Here is an 18,808-nt window from a genome sequence, read left to right on the forward strand (position 1 = left end):
GTCGACATGCTGCTATGAGGCGCTGCTCAGCCGGACCTGCGCCGGGTCGCATGCCGCTCGGGCACGGGATCGACGGCCACTTGGCCGGGGGAGGCGCCCCCGAACCCAGAGCGAGGACCCATGCCACAGCGCGCCGCGACCATCATCGGCGGCGGGATCGGCGGCCTCGCGGCGGCCATCGCCCTGCACCGACGGGGCTGGCGCGTCGAGGTGCTGGAACGGGCCCCGGAGTTCACTGAGATCGGCGCCGGCATCTCCCTGTGGCCGAACGCGCTGCACGCGCTCGAAGTGCTCGGCCTGGCCGGCGCCGTCCGGGCACTGGGCGCCGTCGAGGCCACAGGCGGCGTACGCGACCGCCAGGGCCGCTGGCTGTCCCGTACCGACAATGCGGAGCTGGCGCGCCGCTTCGGCCATCCCTTGGTGGTCGTGCACCGCGCGGACCTGTTGCGGGCGCTCACCGAGGCGCTGCCCGCCGACAGCCTGCGGTCGGGCAGCGAGGTGTCCGCGGTCCGCGACGACGGCCACTGCCTGGTCGTCGATCACCGTAGAGGCGAGTCCCGACCCGACCTCGTCGTCGGTGCCGACGGGCTACGCAGTGCGGTCCGCCGCGCTCTGTGGCCCGACGCGGCCGGCCCCCGGTACGCCGGTTACACCGCCTGGCGCACGGTCACCGAGCCACTCGCCGGGCCGCCCTCCGAGGGTGCGGTGACCTGGGGCCGCGGGGCGAGGCTCGGTTACACGGCGCTGCCGGGCGGGCGGATGTACTGCTTCGCGACCGCGTCGCTGCCGGCGGGAGCGGCCACCGGCTCGTCCGAGTACGCCGAACTGCTGCGCCGGTTCGGGTCCTGGCCGGATCCCATCCCCGCCCTGCTGGACGCCGTCCCCGCGGACGCGGTGCTCCGACACGACCTGTACGACCTTCCGCCGCTGCCCTCCTTCGTCCGCGGCCGGGTCGCGCTGCTGGGCGACGCGGCCCATGCCATGACCCCCAATCTGGGCCAGGGCGCGTGCCAGGCGCTGGAGGACGCAGTCACCCTCGCCCACTGCCTCGACGGCACCCCGGACGTCGCCGCCGCGCTCCGCTCGTACGACCTGCTGCGCCGTCCGCGGACGCAGGCCATCACACGCCGCTCCGCCCGGCTCGGCGCAGTCGGCCAACTGTCGTGGCCGCCCGCGGTGCTGCTGCGCGACACGACCGCCCGGCTGATGCCGACGCGGGCGCCGCTGCGTTCCATGACGTCGGTGCTCGGCTGGACCGCGCCCGGTGACCGGGTGACCGCGACGGAGAGCGAGAGCCACTGATGCCGGACTGGACTTATCACCCGCTGCGCGGCTCGGCCGCCGCCGTCCTCGGCCGGCGCCGTTCGCAGCGGACCGCACTGAGGCTGTTGGCCTCGATCGGCTCCCGTCCCGTCGGCGCGCGGCTGATCGCTCGGTCGTTCGGCCACCGCCGTCCGCCAGAGCGGCTCGCCGGCGAGATCGCCGGTGTGCCCGTGACCGTCCGCCTCGGCATATCCGTCCCGCCCTCGCTCGCCCGCGAGGTACTACGCGCCATGCCCCCGCTCGGGGCTGGTGTCGTCGAGGTGGCACCCGTCTCGGCGGCCGACGCGGAGACCGTACGCGAGGCCGCTGCTGGCCGCTCGATCCCGATCGTCGTCCGCGCTTGCGACCCGGAGGCCGAGGCCGCCCTCAGGCCCCATGTCGACGGGTTCACCAGCGGCGACGACCCGCACGTAGTCCACATGTCCGACCCGTCGGTCACCGCCGCGGCCGCCGCGCTCGAAGAGCCGGGCGCCGTCGTGCTCGCCCGGCCCGGGGTGCTCGTCGCGGCCGGACCCGGCTGGTTCGCACGGGTCGCCGAGGCAGTCACGCCCACCGCGCCCGCTCCGGTGCTACGGGACGTCGGTCGCGATCCCCGACGCTGGCCCGCCTGGTGGTGGGCGCTGCTCGTCGGGCTCGGTATGACTGGCGCCGGACTCGGCGCCGCGGCGATCACGCTCGGGCCGGTGCTGCTCTGGTACGACCGCGACTACCTCGGCATGACGCTGCACGACATGCATGCCGCCAATCACCACCTCGTGCACTTCCTCCAGCACGATCGGATCACCATGGCCGGCACGATGGTGGCGATCGGCGCCCTCTACACCGGCCTCGCCGTGGGCGGCATCAGACGCGGCTGGCCTTGGGCCCGCGAGGTGTACCTGCTCTCGGGGGCGATCGGCTTCCCCACCCTGTTCTACTTCCTGGCCACCGGCTTCGTGGAACCCCTGCACACGGCCACCACCATCGTGCTGTTCCCGATGTTCGTGGTCGCGGTCCGTCGGACCCCGCACGCACCGCGGTGGCAACTGGCGCCCGAGGGGCCGGAGCTGGAACGCCGACGGGCGCTGGCCGGCCAACTGCTGCTGATCCTCACAGGAGCGGGGCTCTTCGTCGGCGGAGCGGTGATCTCGGTGGTCGGTCTGACCGGTGTCTTCGTGCCGACCGACCTGGCCTTCCTGGGCACGAGCGCGCAGGCGCTGGAAATCGTGAATCCCCGGCTAGTGCCGTTCGTCGCCCACGACCGCGCGGGGTTCGGAGGCGCCCTGATGGCCGCCGCGGTGGCGATCACTCTGCTCAGCGCGTGGGGCTGGCGGCGGGGTGAGACGTGGGTGTTCTGGACCCTGGCAGCGGCGGCGGCCGCCGGCTTCCTGCCGGCTGTCGTGGTGCACGGCGCGATCCACTACACGGACTTCATCCACCTCGCGCCGGTGTACTTCGGCATCGCCCTGACCGGCACCGGCCTGCTGCTCGCGCGTCCGTACCTCTGCGCCAAGGCGTCGGCGAGGCCGAAAGACTGACGGGCCGCCCCGGCTCCCCATGATCGTGAGGCTAGGCCGTGTCTGACAAATAGCGCCGTCCGCCCGCAGGGCGGGGTGCGCGGCGTCCGGTGCGTGCAATCGCAAGGCGGAGGATCATCCTCGTACTGGACGTACTTGGATGACTCCGACAACGCAGCGAGTGTGCGTGCCGGGCGTCGCGCGCCAGGCGAGATTTGTCAGACACGGCCTAGTGCTGTGACCGTCCCCGGTCTTCGCCTCAGGAGGCGTTCGAGGCCCACCAATGCCGGGGGCTCAGATCTGACGGTCGTTCCGATGGCGGCCGAGGGCCCGACCGAAACGCTCTGAGATGCCCGGCATAAGGCTCTCGCCGTCATCCGGCCGGTCGAGGCCGAAGACGTAGCCAGGGAAGTCCAGTTCCTTCTGCACAGCCCAGATCGCCTCGTGATCCTGCGGCGGAAGAATCCGCGCCGGGTCGCCCACGGCTACCCAACCGATCGGCACCATCGAGTCGGCGGGCAGCACGGTGCGCAGGTGCACGATGCCGTTGATGCGCACCTCCGAGCGCGTCCCAATGCGCGCGCCGTTGAACACCCGGCTTCCGGTTGCCAGGAAAACCTCGTCCTCCACCGAGCATCCGGTCAGGTACGACGTTGGGCCGACCAGGACCTGCCTGCCCAAGCTCAGTGGATCGCGGCGTGTCCCGCGCAGGACCGCGCTCTCCATCACGATGCAGTCCTCGCCGAGTTCCACCGGGCCGCCTTCGGCAGTGAGTACCGCGCCGAACAGCACCCGACACCCCGCTCCCACCCGCACGTCCCCGCTCAGTGTCGCCGTCGGCGCGACATAGGCCGTGGGGTGGACGGTCGGCGAACAGCCCTCGTGATCAATCAACATGCCGTCGATCATGCCGCAGCCTGGGCCATCTACGCGCGCCACTCCCCCCCCCAACCAACCCGACCCGTCAGCAGGTTGGAAAGGCTCAGTGAACGGGCGACGACGAAGTCGTTGACCTCTCGATCTGCCCGCGCCGGCCGATTCCAGGCCGGAGGCCCTTGGGCGCGCTGTCGTCCGCATGGGCCTGTCTGCTCAGCCGGGCTTCTGGTTCCAGTTCCTCCGCGCCTCAAGACGCCACATCTGTCTCATGATTCCTCCTTGAGGCTGATCCCCGTGACGTTCGTCGGTCCTTGAATTCCCACCACCCGGCGCGGTCGGCCATCAGCACGGTGGTTGAACGCCACACCCATGGTCTCCCGCTGCCGGGCCACGCCGGAACCTCCTTCGGCGCTGCAGCAGGGCGCGTTCATCTCGACCAACCCACCTATCGACCCTGGGACTTCACATGACAAGACGACGACGGCCTCCGCTCTACAAGCGGCCCACCTCTCTCATAGCGGCCATAGGACTGGTGGGCTCCTGCGTCACCGTCATAGCGTTCAACGCGTCCGCCAACCCGCCGGATCCGAGGGCTACGGACATCCGTGCACTGGCCTACAAGGCTCTCAAGAGCGATCCGGCCTCGTCGCACTACGCGCGGGGCCAGACATTCAGGACCCGGGCCATCCAACAGGAAAAAGACGGGGACCGGCACATACGGATGGACCGGTACTACAAGGGCTTGCCGGTCATCGGCGGCGACCTCGCTCTGCACATGACCGGGGACGGCGGGCTCAAGGGCATCAGCCAGACGCTCGCTTCGGCGCCCGACGTCGACACCCAGCCCGCGCTCTCCGTCGAAGACGCGTGGACGAGCGCGTTCAAGCACAGCCCCTTGCGGGAACCAGCGCAAGGTGGGAAGGCCAAGAAGGGGGTGGCCCGCTCGGGCAAAGACGCGACCCGGGAGGCGCGGGCGGGATCCCGGCTCGTCGTATGGGCAGGGAAGAAGCAACCCCGGCTTGCCTACGAGAACGTGATCCGCGCAGTCCGCGCCGACAGCGCCCCCGCCGAGGTGCACACCTACGTCGACGCGGAGAACGGGAAGGTCCTGGGCACCCGGGATCGGTATATGCGCGAACAGGGGTCGGGCAACACCCTCTACAGCGGGCAGGTGAAGCTGGAAACGAATCGCGGCCGACAGGGTGGGTTCGAACTCACGGACGCCACACGGGGCGGGATGACCACCCTGGACGCCGACAACCAGTGCGCGCCGCAGGACCCGGACCCGAACTGCCGCGGCGATGCGCCCGGTGGGGGTGGCGGCCCGGCCGGCCCTGGTGGCCCGCAGGATCCCGCGGGCGGTGGCGACGGTCCGGGTAACGGCCAGGACCCGAACGGACCCGCCGAAGACAGCGCCGAAGGGGGCGGAGCCGCCTTCGGTGTGGGGCCCTTGCCGGCGCTGCCAGGGGATAGCGAGGGGTACTGCCTGAAGGGAGTCCCGGTCTGCTACGGAGCGGGCCAGCAGGGCAGGCAGCCTGAGGAGATCCCCTCGACGAGCGGCGGCAACAGCCAAGACGACGGCAACAGGGGCCAGGGCGGCGGCGACAACGGCAACCCACTCGGCGTGCCTGGGGCCAAGTCCGTCGTCAGCGACGACAACACCTTCGGGACCGGAGATGCCTCCAACCGCTCCACCGTCGCAGCGGACGTGCACTTCGGAGCTTCCCAGGCATGGGACTACTTCCAGGAGAAGTTCGGTCGCAACGGCTTCGGCGGTGACGGGCGAGGCCCCACCCTTTACACGCACTACGGCGAGGGTGTCGTCAACGCCTTCGCCGACCCGCAGACCTTCACAGCGGTCTTCGGGGACGGGGACGGTCAGAACGTCAAGCCGCTCGCCGAACTCGACGTCGTCGCCCATGAGATGGGCCACTTGGTGACCTTGTCGAACAACGCCTTGTCCGAACAGGGTGAGCCGGCGGCGCTCAACGAGTCCACGAGTGACATCTTCGGCGCGATGGCAGAGTTCTTCACCAACAACCCCAACGACCCGCCGGACTTCCTCCTCGGCGAGGACCTGGAGGGCGACGCCCAGCAGAAGCGGTTGCAGCGCTTCATGGACCGCCCCTCCAGGGACGGAAGGTCGCCCGACTGCTTCTCCCCCGGTGTCGGCCAGCTGGACCCGCACGACGGCGGCGGAGTGTCGAACCACTTCTTCTTCCTGCTGGTCAACGGCAGCGGTGGGTCCGAGTTCGGCAACAGCCCGACGTGTGACAACTCCCAGGTGAAGGGAATCGGCAAGGAGGCGGCCGAGCAGATCTGGTTCCGGGCCGTGACGACGTACTTCACCTCGAACACCGGCTTCCTGGATGCCAGGGAGGGCACGTTGCAGGCTGCCGCCGACCTGTTCGGCCAGGACAGCACCGAAGTCCAGAACGTCGCCGAGGCATGGGACGCGGTGAACGTGAAGTAGCCGAGCGAGTGGGGCTGTGGATCCTGTCGCGCAAGGGGGGCGGGGCTACCATCGAGCAGATCGATGGTAGCCCCGCCCCGCGCCTGCCCGGCACCGGAGGTCCGGGGGACTTACTCGTCGCCGCACGCCACTGCCGGGAAAGGCGAGCGGGCCGCGAACCGGGATGGGCTCAGACCCCCGGGCTCCGGCGCGACGGGAAGTCGGCAGGGAGGACGAGACGGGTATGGCAGTCGGCATCAAGAGGATGCGGGCGTTCGCGGCGCAGGACGAACCGCTGCTGGTGGGAGAGAAACCGTCGGCGAGGCGATCCAGGCACCGGCCGCACCGAAGCCGGAAGCGGCTGACGATGAGTCGGGCCATCATGATCGATGCCGCGCTCGCGGTGGCCGCGCTCGCCTACGGCCTTTTGCAAGCACTGGTGTTCCAGCCGCTCTGGCGTATGGCGCCCTCGGCGCCCGACAACGGGACACCCTCCGGTGCCCTCCTCGTGGCGATCACCGCCGCGGAGATCCTCGCCGCTCTCTCCCTCCTGACCCGCCGTCGCCTGCCGTTGGTCCTGGCCGCGGCCTCCATCGCCGATCTGTGGCTGGGAGGTTCCGGAATCACCTTTCCCGTCGCGGTCTACACCCTGGTAGTGCGTGGGCGGAACCGCTGGGCGGTCGCGGTCGGCCTCGCCGGGGCGGCGGTGCCCGTCCTGGACTTTCTGCTGATCACCGGTGAAAGACCTCCCGTGCCCTTGTTCGTTCAGGAGGCCGCGGTGGGCTACCTGCTCCCGATGCTCGTCGCTCCGACGCTGGCGGCCACCACGGTTCGCACGCACCGGGCCCTCATTCGCAGCCTGCATCGCAGAGCGGAACAACTCCAACGGGAGCAGGACCTGGCCACGCGGAACGCCCGGCTGGAGGAGCGCGCACGGATCGCCCGGGACATCCATGACGTGGTCGCCCACTATGTGGGGCTCATCGTCATCCAGTCAGGAGCTCTGGAAATCAGTGAGGCCAAGGATTCCCCGGCGCACCGAAGCGCCCGTCTTCTCGGGGATCTGGGGCGACGTGCGATGGGTGAACTCCGCGATCTGCTCGACGTGTTGAGGTACGAGGATGTGGACGGGCAGGCAGAGGCATCGGCGGGTTCGCAGGTGCTGAGCACCCAATCGTGGCAGCGGGACGTTCAGGCTCTGGTGAACGAAGTACGCCGCGCGGGCGTACTAGCTACGTGGCAAGTCAGCGGAGAGCCCCAGAGAGCCGGCGCGGCGGCGCAGCGGGCCGCCTACCGTGTGATCCAGGAGGGGATCGCGAACGCGGTCCGGCACGCGCCCGGAGCCGAGGTCCGCGTGTCGGTCGCGGTGTCCGCCCAGAGCCTGGACGTCTGCGTCCGCAACGGTCGGCCGCCCGAGTCGGCGGCCGGGTCGACACTGGGGGGTGGCCACGGCCTCATCGGGATACGCGAGAGGGTGTCCCTGTTGGGGGGATCCGTGCGAGCGTCCGCGACGCCGCAAGGCGGGTTCACTCTCGTCGCCCGCATACCGGCCGAGGCCGCCGCCGATGCCGGCGCGGCTGGCATGCCGCGGGCTGCGGAGGAGTTCCCGGAGCCCTGTCCCTCTGGGGAGCTCGATGATCCGGGTGCTGCTGGCGGACGACGAGGCACTGGTACGACAGGGCATCCGCCTCGTGCTCGAATCGGATGACGAGATCACCGTGGTCGCCGAGGCCACCGACGGCTCACAGGCCGTCGAGACTGCGAGCAGGCATCACCCGGACCTCGCCCTCGTGGATATCCGCATGCCCGTCATGGACGGACTCGCCGCGGCTCGCGAAATGGTGCTCCTTCCGCAGCCGCCGCGCGTGATCATGCTCACGTCCTATGCCCAGGATGAGTACCTCTTCGCGGCCCTCAAAGGCGGGGCCGACGGCTTCCTGGTCAAGGACATCTCGCCAAACGACTTGCTGAATGCCGTCAAGGCGGTTGTGGGCGGCGACGCCATCATCTCCCCGTCGATGACCCGCTCGCTGATCCGGCGGTTCACCCCTCCCGAGGTCTCGCCGGTCTCCACCGCGCAGGACCGCTTGCGTGCCCTCCCGGAGGAACAGCGCACGATCCTCGCCCTGATCGCCCAGGGCTTGTCCAATGCCGAGATCGGCGCATGCCGAGGCCTGACGGAATCTCAGGTCAAGGCGCAGGTCAGCCGAATCCTGCGGATGCTCCGCCTGAGCAACCGGGTCCAGGCAGCGATCATCGCCTACTCGGCGGGCCTGTCACACCAACCCGTGGCGGATTAGCACTCCGGGGACGGTGCGTACATCCTCATCTGCACAGCCAGCACTGGTGTAGTGCGTGCCTGACCGGCAGGACGCACCGGCAGCCGTCGGCACATCGGTGCAGCGCCCGGGGGTCCCTGGCATCGTCGACGCCCTGGCTGAGGCCGGGATCAAGTGCTGGGCGGACAAGGCGTACCAGGGCGCAGGGCGCCACATCCGCGTCCCGTTCCGCGGACGACGACTCAAGCGATGGAAGCGCCGGCGCAACAGCACCCACGCCAAGATCCGATGCGTCGGCGAGCAGGGGTGGCGCGTGCGCCGGACCTCGTCGATTGAGCACGGCTCGCCGAGACGGTCGCCCCGTGGATCACGCTGCATCGGATGCGAACGAGACGGTCCATGTACCACGATCGTTCCATAAGGTCACTTCGTCGGGCGTGGCGGGTGAGGCGCGTTCGGCGACCGCGGAGAGGGTGATCTCATTCTGGACGCGTGCGGAAGCTGTCACCGAATGGCTGATGAAGTACCCGGGCGCCCGCTGTGAGGGGCGGACCGTGGCACTGCCCGGACGGAACGGGCGTGGGGCGGGCCGGTCCTTCCAGGCTCCAGCCGGAACGAGGAAAGGAACATCGACATGACGCAGACGCCGAAGCAGGGCGACTATGCGGCCGGGTACCGGCGCAGTCTGGAGGATCCGGCAGGCTTCTGGCTGGACGCCGCCCGTGCCATCGACTGGGCCGTCGCGCCGACCCGCGCCCTCGACGAGTCACAGGCCCCGCTGTACCGGTGGTTCCCCGACGGGCAATTGAACACCTGCTACAACGCACTGGACCGGCATGTCGACGCCGGGCGCGGCGAGCAACTCGCACTCGTGTACGACAGTCCGGTCACCGACTGCAAGGCGTCGTTCACCTATCGAGAGCTGCGTGACCAGGTCGCGAAGTTCGCCGGAGTGTTGGCGGGGCTCGGTGTGGCCAAGGGCGACCGCGTCGCGATCTATATGCCGATGATCCCCGAGGCGGTCGTCGCCATGCTGGCCTGTGCCCGCATCGGCGCCGTCCACTCGGTCGTCTTCGGCGGATTCGCCGCGCACGAGCTCGCCGTGCGCATCGACGACGCCCGCCCCAAAGTCGTCATCGCCGCTTCGTGCGGCATCGAGCCGACCCGCGTCGTGCCGTACAAGCCCCTGCTGGACGCCGCCCTCGCCCTGGCCGAGCACCAGCCGGAGCACTGCATCATCCGCCAGCGGCCGCAATCCACGGCAGACCTGACCGGCGGTGACCTCGACTGGGACCATGCCCTGGCTACTGCCAAGCAGGTGGACTGCGTCCCCGTGGCCGCCACCGACCCGCTCTACATCCTCTACACCTCCGGCACCACCGGCCGTCCCAAGGGCGTGGTGCGCGACAACGGCGGCCACGCGGTCGCGCTGCGCTGGTCCCTGGAGAACATCTACGACACCCACCCCGGTGAAGTCTTCTGGGCGGCCTCCGACGTGGGCTGGGTCGTCGGCCACTCCTACATCGTCTACGCCCCCCTGCTCACCGGCTGCACCACCGTGCTCTACGAAGGCAAGCCCGTCGGCACCCCCGACGCCGGTGCGCTGTGGCGGGTGATCGCCGAACACCGTGTGACGGCACTGTTCACCGCGCCCACCGCAATTCGCGCAGTGAAGAAGGAGGACCCGCGCGGAGCACTTCTCCACGCCCACGACATCGGATCGCTGCGCTACCTGTTCCTGGCCGGCGAGCGCCTGGACCCGGAGACCTACCGCTGGGCGACGGACCTGCTCGGTGTGCCGGTGGTCGACAACTGGTGGCAGACCGAGACCGGCTGGCCGATCGTCGCCAATCCCATGGGCCTTGAGCCGCACCCGATCAAGGCCGGCTCACCGACGGTGCCGATGCCCGGCTACGACGTGCGCATCCTCGACGAAGCGGGCCGCGAAGCGCCCCCCGGTACCGACGGCGCAGTGGCGATCCGGCTGCCGCTGCCGCCCGGAACGCTGCCTACGTTGTGGCAGGACGACGTCCGGTACGTGCGCTCGTACCTGTCCGCCTACAGCGGCTACTACCTCACCGGCGACGGCGGCCGCAAGGATGAGGACGGCTACTTCTACATCATGGGCCGCATCGACGACGTGATCAACGTCGCCGGGCACCGGCTGTCCACCGGCGCGATGGAGGAGGTGCTCGCCGCCCACCGGGATGTCGCCGAGTGTGCTGTCGTCGGCGTGGCCGACCCGCTCAAGGGACAGGTGCCGCGCGGTTTCGTCGTGCTCAAGGCCGGCCTCGACCGCGATGCGCGTGAAGTCGCCGCGGAACTCGTCACCGCCGTACGGGAGACGATCGGCCCTGTGGCGGCGCTGCGCCGGGTCGACGTGGTCGCCGCGCTGCCCAAGACGCGATCGGGAAAGATCCTGCGCCGCACCATGCGCGACATCGCCGACGGCCGCGACCCCGAACTCCCTTCCACCATCGAAGATGCCGCGGTGATCGAGGCCCTGCGTCCGGTACTCCGCGACGACGTCTAGCGGACTTGTCCGGCCTGCGTCTTCGAAGCCGGCAACGAAGTCCACATCAGCCCAGCCGCCCCGGAACAGCACAACGGACAGTTCAGCGTCCGCCGGCCCGGAGATCAGCACCCCGATCGAATCAGGATCACGCACGAGTGCCCTGTCGGTCTCAAACTGCTGAGGCCACGACGCGGCCCACCCTGACGCGCTGCTCCACCGACTTCCATAACCCTGGGCCCTGACCACCAGCCACCGAACCGAGGTCGGGAGGGTCCCGTGGCGCGCCCCGAGCGCGGTGCGGTGACGACGTCTGCGTAGAACACCAGGGAGTTCGGTGGCCAGTCCGGCCCTGGCCTTCAAGCGGGAGCGCGCTTGCGCCGATGTGTGAGGGTGTGACGCTCTTCTCGAAGGCAGGATTCATGTTCGGGCGGCTGCTGGTCGCCGGGCTGGCGGCGGCTGCGGCAGTGGTGAGCACGGTTGGCGCCCCCGCGGCCGCGGGGACCGCCGCAGCGCAGCGGGCCGCGGTGGTCTCGCAGCGGTGGGACGAGGCCCGGTTGCGGGCGCTGTACGGGTCGGAGAACCGTTCGATCCGGACCGAGCAGCGCGTGGTCGCGCTGACATTCAACGCGGCGTGGAACGACCGGGGCCTGGACACGGTGCTGTCCGTCCTGGACCGCCACAAGGCCCCGGCCACCTTCTTCCTCACGGGTGACTTCGCCGACCGCAACCCGGATGCCGTCCGCCGAATCGCGGCGGCCGGACACGGCCTGGGCAACCACTCATACAGCCACCCGAACTTCGTCGACCTGAACGCAAACGAGCGGGCGAGCGAGGTGCTGGCCGCGAACCGGGCCATCCGGGCCGCGTCTGGGGCGGTGCCGCTGCCGTTCTTCCGCTTCCCGTACGGGGAGACCACCCCGCAGCACATCGCGGACGTCAACGAACTGGGCTTTGCTGACATCGAGTTCACCACCGACACCAACGGCTACCTGGGCGCCGCCGGCGCGATGACCGCGGACAAGGCGGTGCAGCGGGCCCTGGACGCCCTGCGCCCCGGCGCGATCCTGCAGATGCACATCGGAACTCCGAACGCCCTGAGCCCCGTCCTCGACGCCGAAGTACTGCCACGGATCATCCAAGCGTTCCAGTCCCGCGGATACCAGATCACCGACCTGCGGGACCTGATCAGCAAGTAAGCGCCCGTCACGAGCGAGTGCTCAACGACCAGGACCATGCTTCAGTCGATGAGCCTGTGACCTGCGGAAACGTTGACCATTGGGCGGCGTCTGGCCGGGGAAAACACCTCTCCGTAGTTCTCACGTGTTCACGGGGTTTCCCGGCCTCATGTGTGCTGAATCCGCTTTGGGACAGCTGCTCGGCGCCGGCAAAGGGGACGCGGCTCTTTGACCGATGCGCTGGGCGTTTCGACCCCACGCTGTCAGATCACGAGCCGCAGTATGTCCGCCAGGCCGCGCTCACCGGTGCGGTGTTCCGCCGGCAGGATGTAGGTGCGTAGACCGCAGGCGGCCGCGCCGCCGTCGCGGACCGGGTTGTCGCCGACCATGAGGGTGGTGCGGGGGTCGGCGCCGAGGTCGGCGCAGGCTTTGAGGAACAGCTGCGGGTCGGGCTTTTCGCGGCCCTGCTCGTAGGAGATGACGCAGGTGTCGATCAAGGCGTCCAGCCCGTGGTGGGCGAGGTGGGTGCGCAGGTCCCAGGCGAAGTCGCTGACGACGGCGACGCGCAGTCCGCGTTCGCGCAGAGCGCGCAGGACCGGTTCGGTGTCGGGATAGGGGACCCAGGCGTCCGGGGCGGTCAGTTCCCGGTAGGCCGCCTCCTCCGCGCCGCGCAGGAAGTCCACCTGCTCCCACCATCCCTGCATGGCGCGGCGGTGCTGGTCGGAAGAGAGGTCCCGGCCTTCCTGGAGGGCGACGACGGAGGGCAGTCGGAAGGCGGCGCGCAAGTGGTCGGAGATTTCGGCCACCGCGCCGGGCTCGTCCAGCACGGCGAGGCGGCCGGAGGCGGCGCCGACCCGGCGCAGCCACGTCTCCAGGTCGATCATCTGGAAGACGGTGTTGCTGAAGTCGAACAGGACGGCCTGGACCGGGGGCACGGGCGCGGCCATCTCGACGTCGCTGGGACGGTAGGCGCTCGGTGTTTCGAACAGGGTGTGGATCACGGGGAGGGCTCTTCGGGTTCGACCGTCTCGACGGGGACTCCGAGGTCGCGTATGGCGCTGAGTTCCGCGTCGGGGGTGCCGGTGTCGGTGATCACGGCGTGGTAGTCGGCCACGGTGCCGTACGCGTATGTCGCGGTCTTGCCGAACTTCGAGTGGTCCGCCAGGAGCAGCGCCTGTTCGGCGGAGGCGAGCATGGCCAGCTTGACTTCGACGTAGTCGCTGAGGGGGTGGAAGAGCCGGCCTTCCAGGACGGCGGTGGCGGACATCAGGGCGAGGTCGGCCCGGATCTGGGACAGGGCGCGGGTGACGGTGGGACCGGTGCAGGAGTTGAAGTCGCCGCGGTAGTGGCCGCCCAGCAGCGTGACGCTCACGCCGGGCGCGGCCCCGAAGCGCTGTGCGAGGCCCACGGAGTTGGTGACCACGTGGAGTTGGTCCAGCCGGGCCAGCGCGGGGACCAGGGGGAACAGGGTGGTCGAGTCGTCCATGAGTACCGTGCTGCCCGGCCTGATCCGGTCGGCGACGGCCGCGCACAGCGCGTTCTTGGCCGCGAGGGCGCTGTTCTCACGGAAGCGGGTGGCCGTTTCCATGGTGAGGGCGGGGAAGGCGACGGCCCGTCCGCGCTCCTTGCGCAGCAGGTGGCGCCCGGCGAGGTCGTCCAGGTCCCGGTGCATCGTCATCAGGCTGACGTCGAAGTGCCGGGCGAGGTCGTCGATGCGGGTCTCGCCGTGTTCGGCGACGTACCGCAGCACGGCCTGGCGCCGCTCTTCGACGGCGGCCTGTGACAGTCGCGTACGGGCGGTCACAGTGGCCCTCCTTCCCGGTCGTTCCGGTGTCGCAGTTTCCCACACGAGCCGGTGGCGGCCGGGGCCCGTCCGGTTCCCGGGCCTCGGGCCACCCGCGCGGCGTACGACGTGCATATCTGTGTCCATACCTGTGTGGCCGCGGGCCTACGGACCGTCCACCGTGACCAGCACCTTGACCTGCTCGGGGTCGACGGATGCGGCGAAAGCCTTGGCGGCGTCCTCCAGCGGGTAGGTGGCGGTCACTATCTCGGCTGTGTCGACGGCACCTGACGTGATCAGGGACATCGCCGTGCGGTAGTCCTCGCCTGTGTACATCAGGGTGCCCTCAATGCGGACCTCCCGGTCCTGAACCAGGTCAAGACGGATCGAGGTCGCGCCGGCGGCGCCCACACCCACCACGATGATGCGGCCGCCCTTGGCCACCAGGTCGATGGCCTGGGCCATGGACTGCTCTCGGGCTACGCAGTCGAAGACGACGTCGACCGGACCGCCGAGCGCCGCGGCGGCCTGCTCGACCAGGTCGCCGGCGTCGGCGGGCAGCGCCGTGTCGGCGCCGAGGCGCAGCGCCCTCTCCCGCTTGCCGTCCAGCAGGTCGGTGACGGCGATCCGGGCGGCGCCCGCGTGCCGGGCGGCGAGGAGGGTGAGCAGGCCGATGGGGCCGGAGCCGAGTACGACGACCGTGCGGCCGGTGAGGTCCCCGGCCTTCGCCACGGCGTGCACCGGCGTGGCCAGGGGCTCGACGAGGGCGGCCTCGATGTCGGTCATGCCGTCGGGGACGCGGTGGACGCGGTCGGCGGGAATGGTGAACAGGTCGGTCATGGCGCCGGGCGTCTGGCAGCCGAAGACCTTCAGTTCCTGGCAGATGTTGTAGCGGCCGGCGCGGCACTGGGGGCACCGGCCGCAGTACAGGTTGGGTTCGATGATCACCCGTTCGCCGGGCGCGAAGTCCTCGGCTCCCTTCCCTGCCGCGGCCACGACGCCGACTGCCTCGTGACCGGGACGGTAGGGCAGGGCGATGAAGGGATGGTGGCCGGCCGCCGCATGGGTGTCGGAGCCGCACACCCCGACGAACGTCGTGCGCACCAGGAGTTCGTCGACCCCGGGGACGGGGGCGGGTACCTGCTCGATGGTGATGTCGTCGAGGGAGCGGACGAGAACGCGGCGAATCTGCTCGGTCATGGTGGCGGGTTCCGTTCGGTTCGGGCGTTCACGCGGTGGCGAGGCCGGGCTGGATCTGGCTCTTGCGGCCGATGCCCGCCTGGAAGCGGGCGATCGCGTCCGGGAACGCCGCCAGGGGGAGGCGGTCGCTGATGAAGACGTCCGCCTTGGCGTTGCCGGTGGCGTCGATGACCAGGTCCCAGCCGTAGGGCGGTCGGTCGAACTCGTCGGCGGACGTGGCAACGGCGGAGCAGCCCAACTGCCGTGCCGTGGCCAGGCGTTCGGCGTTGTTGTCGACGACGTCGACGCTCGCGGCCCGGTGGCCTGGACGAGCTGGAGCATCATCAGACCCATCGTCCCGGCGCCGTACCTCGACGACGACCTCGCGCGGGGCGGGGGCTGGATCGTCGATGGTGCTGATCTCGAGGTCGTCGGGCTGGGTGATGATGGCCGCCGCTCTCACTTCACGGCTCCCAGGGAAAGGCCGCGCACCAGCTTGTCCTGGGCGGCGAAACCGGCGATGAGGACCGGCAGGGAAACCAGTGTGGCCGCCGCGCACAGCCGGGCCAGGAACAGGCCCTCGTTGGTGATGAAACCAACCAGGAACACCGGCGCGGTGGACGCCTGCGTCGCGGTGAGGTTCACGGCGAACATGAACTCGTTCCAGCTGAAGATGAAGCAGATCAGCGAGGTGGCGGCGAGTCCTGGCATGGCGACCGGCGCGACGACCCGCCACAGCACGGTGGGCAGGTTGGCCCCGTCGACCTCGGCCGCCTCCAGGATCTCCTTCGGGACCTCGGCGAGAAACGACCGCATCATCCACACCGCGATCGGGAGGTTCATGGCGGTGTAGAGGACGATCAGCGTCCACACGTTGTCCAGCATCCCGGCGTCCTTGACGATCAGGTACACCGGCAGCAGGGCCGCGATGGCCGGGAGGAACTTCGTGGACAGGAAGAAGAACATCACGTCGGTCCACTTCTCGACCGGCTTGATGGACAGCGCGTAGGCCGTGGGCACCGCCAGGGCGAGCACCAGCAGCGTCGAAAGGACGCTGGCCATGGCCGAGTTGAGGAGGAAGGGGGTGATGTCCCGGCTGAACAGCAGTTTGTACTGGTCGAAGGTGAGGGGCGCGAAGGGGGTCGGAGGGTTGGTCGCCGCGTCCGCCTCCTGGTGGAAGGAGGTGAGCACCATCCACGCCACCGGCGCGAAGAACGCCAGCGTGGCGAGCCAGGCGACGAAGGTCCACAGGGGCGACAGCCGCGGCGCACCGCCGTGGTCGTCGTGACGGCGCAGGAGCTTCTTGAACCTCGCCCCGGGCGCGGCGACTGCTGCGTGGGTCATCGGGATACCTCCTCGCGGAACAGCGACGCGATGGTGCGCAGCGCGAAGGTCGCGATCACGATCGAGCCGAGCACGACGACGACACCCGCGGCGGCCGCCTCGCCGTACTCGTACTTGCGGAACATGGTCAGGTAGATCTCGTAGGGCAGGTTGGTCGTCTGCGAGCCGGGGCCTCCCTGGGTAATCGTGTAGACCGCGTCGAAGGTCTGCACGACGTAGATCGTGCCGAGCAGGACGCCCAGCTCGATGTACTGGCGCAGGTGCGGCAGGGTGATGTAGCGGAAGGTCGCCAAGGCCGACGCCCCGTCGACGCGGGCCGCCTCCAGGACGTCCCCGGGCTGTGCCTGCAGGCCGGCCAGGAGGATCAGCATCATGAACGGGGTCCACTGCCAGACCAGCGAGACCACGACGGCGGGCATGGGGTAGGAGGACACCCAGTCGACCGTGGGGCCGTTGTCGGCGCCGAAAAACCTGTATACGGCGTTGAGGGTGCCGTTGAGCAGTCCGTAGTCGGGGTTGTAGATGGCGTGCTTCCACAGCAGCGCCGCTGCGACCGGCATGACGAGGAACGGGGCGATGAGCAGGGTGCGCGCCATCCCGCGGCCGACGAACCGGCGGTCGAGCAGCATCGCCAGGCCCAGTCCGAGGACCACGCTGACGAGCACCACCGAAGCGGTGAGGAGGATGGTATTGAGCACCGCTGTGCGCAGCCGCTCGTCGGTGAAGACGAAAGTGAAGTTGGACAGGCCGACGAAGTGCCGGTCGCCCGGCTTGAGGATGTTCCACTGGAAGGTGGAGATAACGAGCGTGGCGACAAAGGGCAGTTGCGTGACGACGATGGTGAAGATCAGCGCCGGCAGCAGCGGGATGCGGCGCTTCCACTTGGCTGTGCCCGAGCGCGTCCGAGGACGGGTGGGTGGTGGTGCGGTCTTGAGGGGAGCGGTGAGCGTGGTCATGGACTTTCCTCCGCCAGTGACGGCCGGGTAGGGGAAGCGGGCCCGGCCGGCGGGAGGGCCGGCCGGACGGTGCGGGTCACTGGTAGTTCTTGGCAACGTCCTCGGCGAGCTTCTGGCCGTCGTTCAGCGCCTTGTCCACGCTGGTCTTGCCAGCGATGGCGGCGGAGATCTCCTGGGTGACCTTCGTTCCCAGGTCCTGGAACTCGGGGATGGCCACGTACTGGATGCCCACCGTCGGCCGGGGCTGGACGCCCGGGTTGGCCGGGTCGGCACCCTCGATGGACTTCAGGGTGATGGCACCGAACGACGCGGCGGCCTTCTGGTACGGGGGGATCTCGTACGTGCTGGCCCGCTTGCCGGCCGGGACGCGCGCCCAGCCGAGCTTCGCGCCGACGAGCTTCTCGTACTTCTTGCTGGAGGCCCACAGCATGAACTTCGAGGCCGCGTCGGCATTCTTCGTGGTCTTCGGCATGGCCCACGCCCAACTCCACAGCCAGCCGCTGCTCTTGGTCTCGACGGTCGGCGCGTAGGCGTAACCGACACGGCCGGCGATCTTGCTGGCGCTGGGGTCCTCCAACGAACCGGCCGCGCTGGACGCGTCGTACCACATCGCGACCTTCTTCTGGCTCATCGCGTTCAGGCACTCGGTGAAGCCGGACTGCGCCGCTCCCGCCTCACCGTGCGTCTTGACCAGGTCGACGTAAAAGTTCGTGGCCTTCTTGAACGCCGGGCTGTTGACCTGTGCCTTCCAGTCCTTGGTGAACCAGGTGCCGCCAAAGGTGTTGACCACGGACGTCAGCGGCGCCCCGAGCTCCCCCCAACCGGCCAGACCGCGCAGGCAGATGCCCCGCATGCCGGGCTCGGCACCGTCGACCTTGGCCGCGATGTCGGCGATCTGCTGCCAGGTCGGGTGCTCGGGCATTGTGATGCCCTTGGCCTTCATGACGTCCTTGTTGTACATGAGGAAGGAGGACTCGCCGTAGAACGGCAGCGCGTAGAGCTTGCCGTCGGAGCCGGACAGCGACTTGACCATCGGCTTGAGCAGGTCGGCCTTGTCGAAGCTCGCGTCCTTGTCGGCGTAGGAGCCGAGTTCGTGCAGCCAGCCGTTCTTGGTCCAGATCGGCACCTCGTAGGCGCCGATGGTGGCGACGTCGTACTGGCCGGCCTGGGTGGCGATGTCCTGGGTGACCTTGTCACGGAGCTCGTTCTCGGGAAGAACCGTGAAGTTCACCTTGATGCCGGTGTCCTTCGTGAACGTGCTCTTCGTCAGCTTCGCGATGTCCTCCATCTGCGGGTTGCCGACCATCAGCACGTTGATGCTCTTGCCCCCGCTCGAGGACCCCCCGGCTCCGGCTCCGGAACAGGCGGTGGCGAGCAGGGCGGTGGCGGCGGCACCGGCTATGAGGGCGTATCTGGTCGATCGCATGGCG

General features: G+C 69.5%; 14 protein-coding genes and 1 pseudogene. 7 read left to right on the top strand and 8 right to left on the bottom strand.

Annotated elements, in window-relative coordinates:
* Nucleotides 1-120: 120 nt before the first annotated feature.
* On the top strand, nt 121-1,302 hold the full coding sequence (locus OG905_RS02265) for an FAD-dependent monooxygenase (protein ID WP_328665887.1): 1,182 nt from the start codon (nt 121-123) through the stop codon (nt 1,300-1,302).
* Nucleotides 1,302-2,840, top strand: a complete 1,539-nt coding sequence (locus OG905_RS02270; RefSeq protein ID WP_328665888.1) for a hypothetical protein — start codon at nt 1,302-1,304, stop codon at nt 2,838-2,840. The genes OG905_RS02265 and OG905_RS02270 overlap by 1 nt, the downstream gene beginning before the upstream one ends.
* A 273-nt stretch (nt 2,841-3,113) precedes the next feature.
* On the opposite strand, the gene OG905_RS02275 is transcribed toward OG905_RS02270, so the two are convergent.
* Nucleotides 3,114-3,728: a gamma carbonic anhydrase family protein gene (locus tag OG905_RS02275; protein ID WP_328665889.1), complete on the bottom strand. Its 615-nt coding sequence runs from the start codon at nt 3,726-3,728 to the stop codon at nt 3,114-3,116.
* 433 nt (nt 3,729-4,161) lie between these two features.
* Between OG905_RS02275 and OG905_RS02280 the strand changes: the two genes are divergently transcribed.
* The 5 genes from OG905_RS02280 (at nt 4,162) to OG905_RS02305 (ending at nt 12,137) form a co-directional block, all read left to right on the top strand.
* Nucleotides 4,162-6,168: a M4 family metallopeptidase gene (locus OG905_RS02280; protein ID WP_328665890.1), complete on the top strand. Its 2,007-nt coding sequence runs from the start codon at nt 4,162-4,164 to the stop codon at nt 6,166-6,168.
* Nucleotides 6,169-6,391: 223 nt separating this feature from the next.
* On the top strand, nt 6,392-7,855 hold the full coding sequence (locus tag OG905_RS02285; RefSeq protein ID WP_328665891.1) for a sensor histidine kinase: 1,464 nt from the start codon (nt 6,392-6,394) through the stop codon (nt 7,853-7,855).
* Nucleotides 7,782-8,447, top strand: a complete 666-nt coding sequence (locus OG905_RS02290) for a response regulator transcription factor (protein WP_328665892.1) — start codon at nt 7,782-7,784, stop codon at nt 8,445-8,447. The genes OG905_RS02285 and OG905_RS02290 overlap by 74 nt, the downstream gene beginning before the upstream one ends.
* Before the next feature lie 613 nt (nt 8,448-9,060).
* A complete protein-coding gene (locus OG905_RS02300) occupies nt 9,061-10,959 on the top strand; it encodes a propionyl-CoA synthetase (RefSeq protein ID WP_328665893.1) in 1,899 nt (632 codons plus the stop codon).
* Nucleotides 10,960-11,333: 374 nt separating this feature from the next.
* A complete protein-coding gene (locus tag OG905_RS02305; protein WP_328665894.1) occupies nt 11,334-12,137 on the top strand; it encodes a polysaccharide deacetylase family protein in 804 nt (267 codons plus the stop codon).
* Between the two features lie 242 nt (nt 12,138-12,379).
* On the opposite strand, the gene OG905_RS02310 is transcribed toward OG905_RS02305, so the two are convergent.
* The 7 genes and pseudogenes from OG905_RS02310 to OG905_RS02340 form a co-directional block, all read right to left on the bottom strand.
* Nucleotides 12,380-13,117 carry an HAD family hydrolase gene (locus tag OG905_RS02310; protein WP_328665895.1) on the bottom strand — a complete coding sequence of 246 codons (738 nt, stop codon included), beginning with the start codon at nt 13,115-13,117 and terminating at the stop codon, nt 12,380-12,382.
* Nucleotides 13,114-13,920 (bottom strand): DeoR/GlpR family DNA-binding transcription regulator, encoded by an 807-nt coding sequence (locus OG905_RS02315; protein ID WP_328665896.1) that lies wholly within the window; start codon nt 13,918-13,920, stop codon nt 13,114-13,116. Before OG905_RS02315 ends, OG905_RS02310 begins: the two co-directional genes overlap by 4 nt.
* A gap of 144 nt (nt 13,921-14,064) precedes the next feature.
* Nucleotides 14,065-15,099 (bottom strand): zinc-dependent alcohol dehydrogenase, encoded by a 1,035-nt coding sequence (locus OG905_RS02320; protein WP_328665897.1) that lies wholly within the window; start codon nt 15,097-15,099, stop codon nt 14,065-14,067.
* Nucleotides 15,100-15,127: 28 nt separating this feature from the next.
* Nucleotides 15,128-15,447, bottom strand: a pseudogene (locus tag OG905_RS02325) (alcohol dehydrogenase); the annotation flags it as partial.
* A gap of 90 nt (nt 15,448-15,537) precedes the next feature.
* A complete protein-coding gene (locus OG905_RS02330) occupies nt 15,538-16,422 on the bottom strand; it encodes a carbohydrate ABC transporter permease (RefSeq protein ID WP_328665898.1) in 885 nt (294 codons plus the stop codon).
* Entirely contained in the window at nt 16,419-17,378 is a 960-nt protein-coding gene (locus OG905_RS02335; protein ID WP_328665899.1) for a carbohydrate ABC transporter permease, read from the bottom strand. Before OG905_RS02335 ends, OG905_RS02330 begins: the two co-directional genes overlap by 4 nt.
* Before the next feature lie 76 nt (nt 17,379-17,454).
* Complete coding sequence (locus OG905_RS02340) at nt 17,455-18,804, bottom strand: ABC transporter substrate-binding protein (protein WP_328665900.1); 1,350 nt, start codon at nt 18,802-18,804, stop codon at nt 17,455-17,457.
* Between the last annotated feature and the right edge of the window lie 4 nt (nt 18,805-18,808).

This window comes from Streptomyces sp. NBC_00322 (genome assembly GCF_036147535.1).
In the GTDB taxonomy this organism is placed as follows: Bacteria; Actinomycetota; Actinomycetes; order Streptomycetales; family Streptomycetaceae; genus Streptomyces.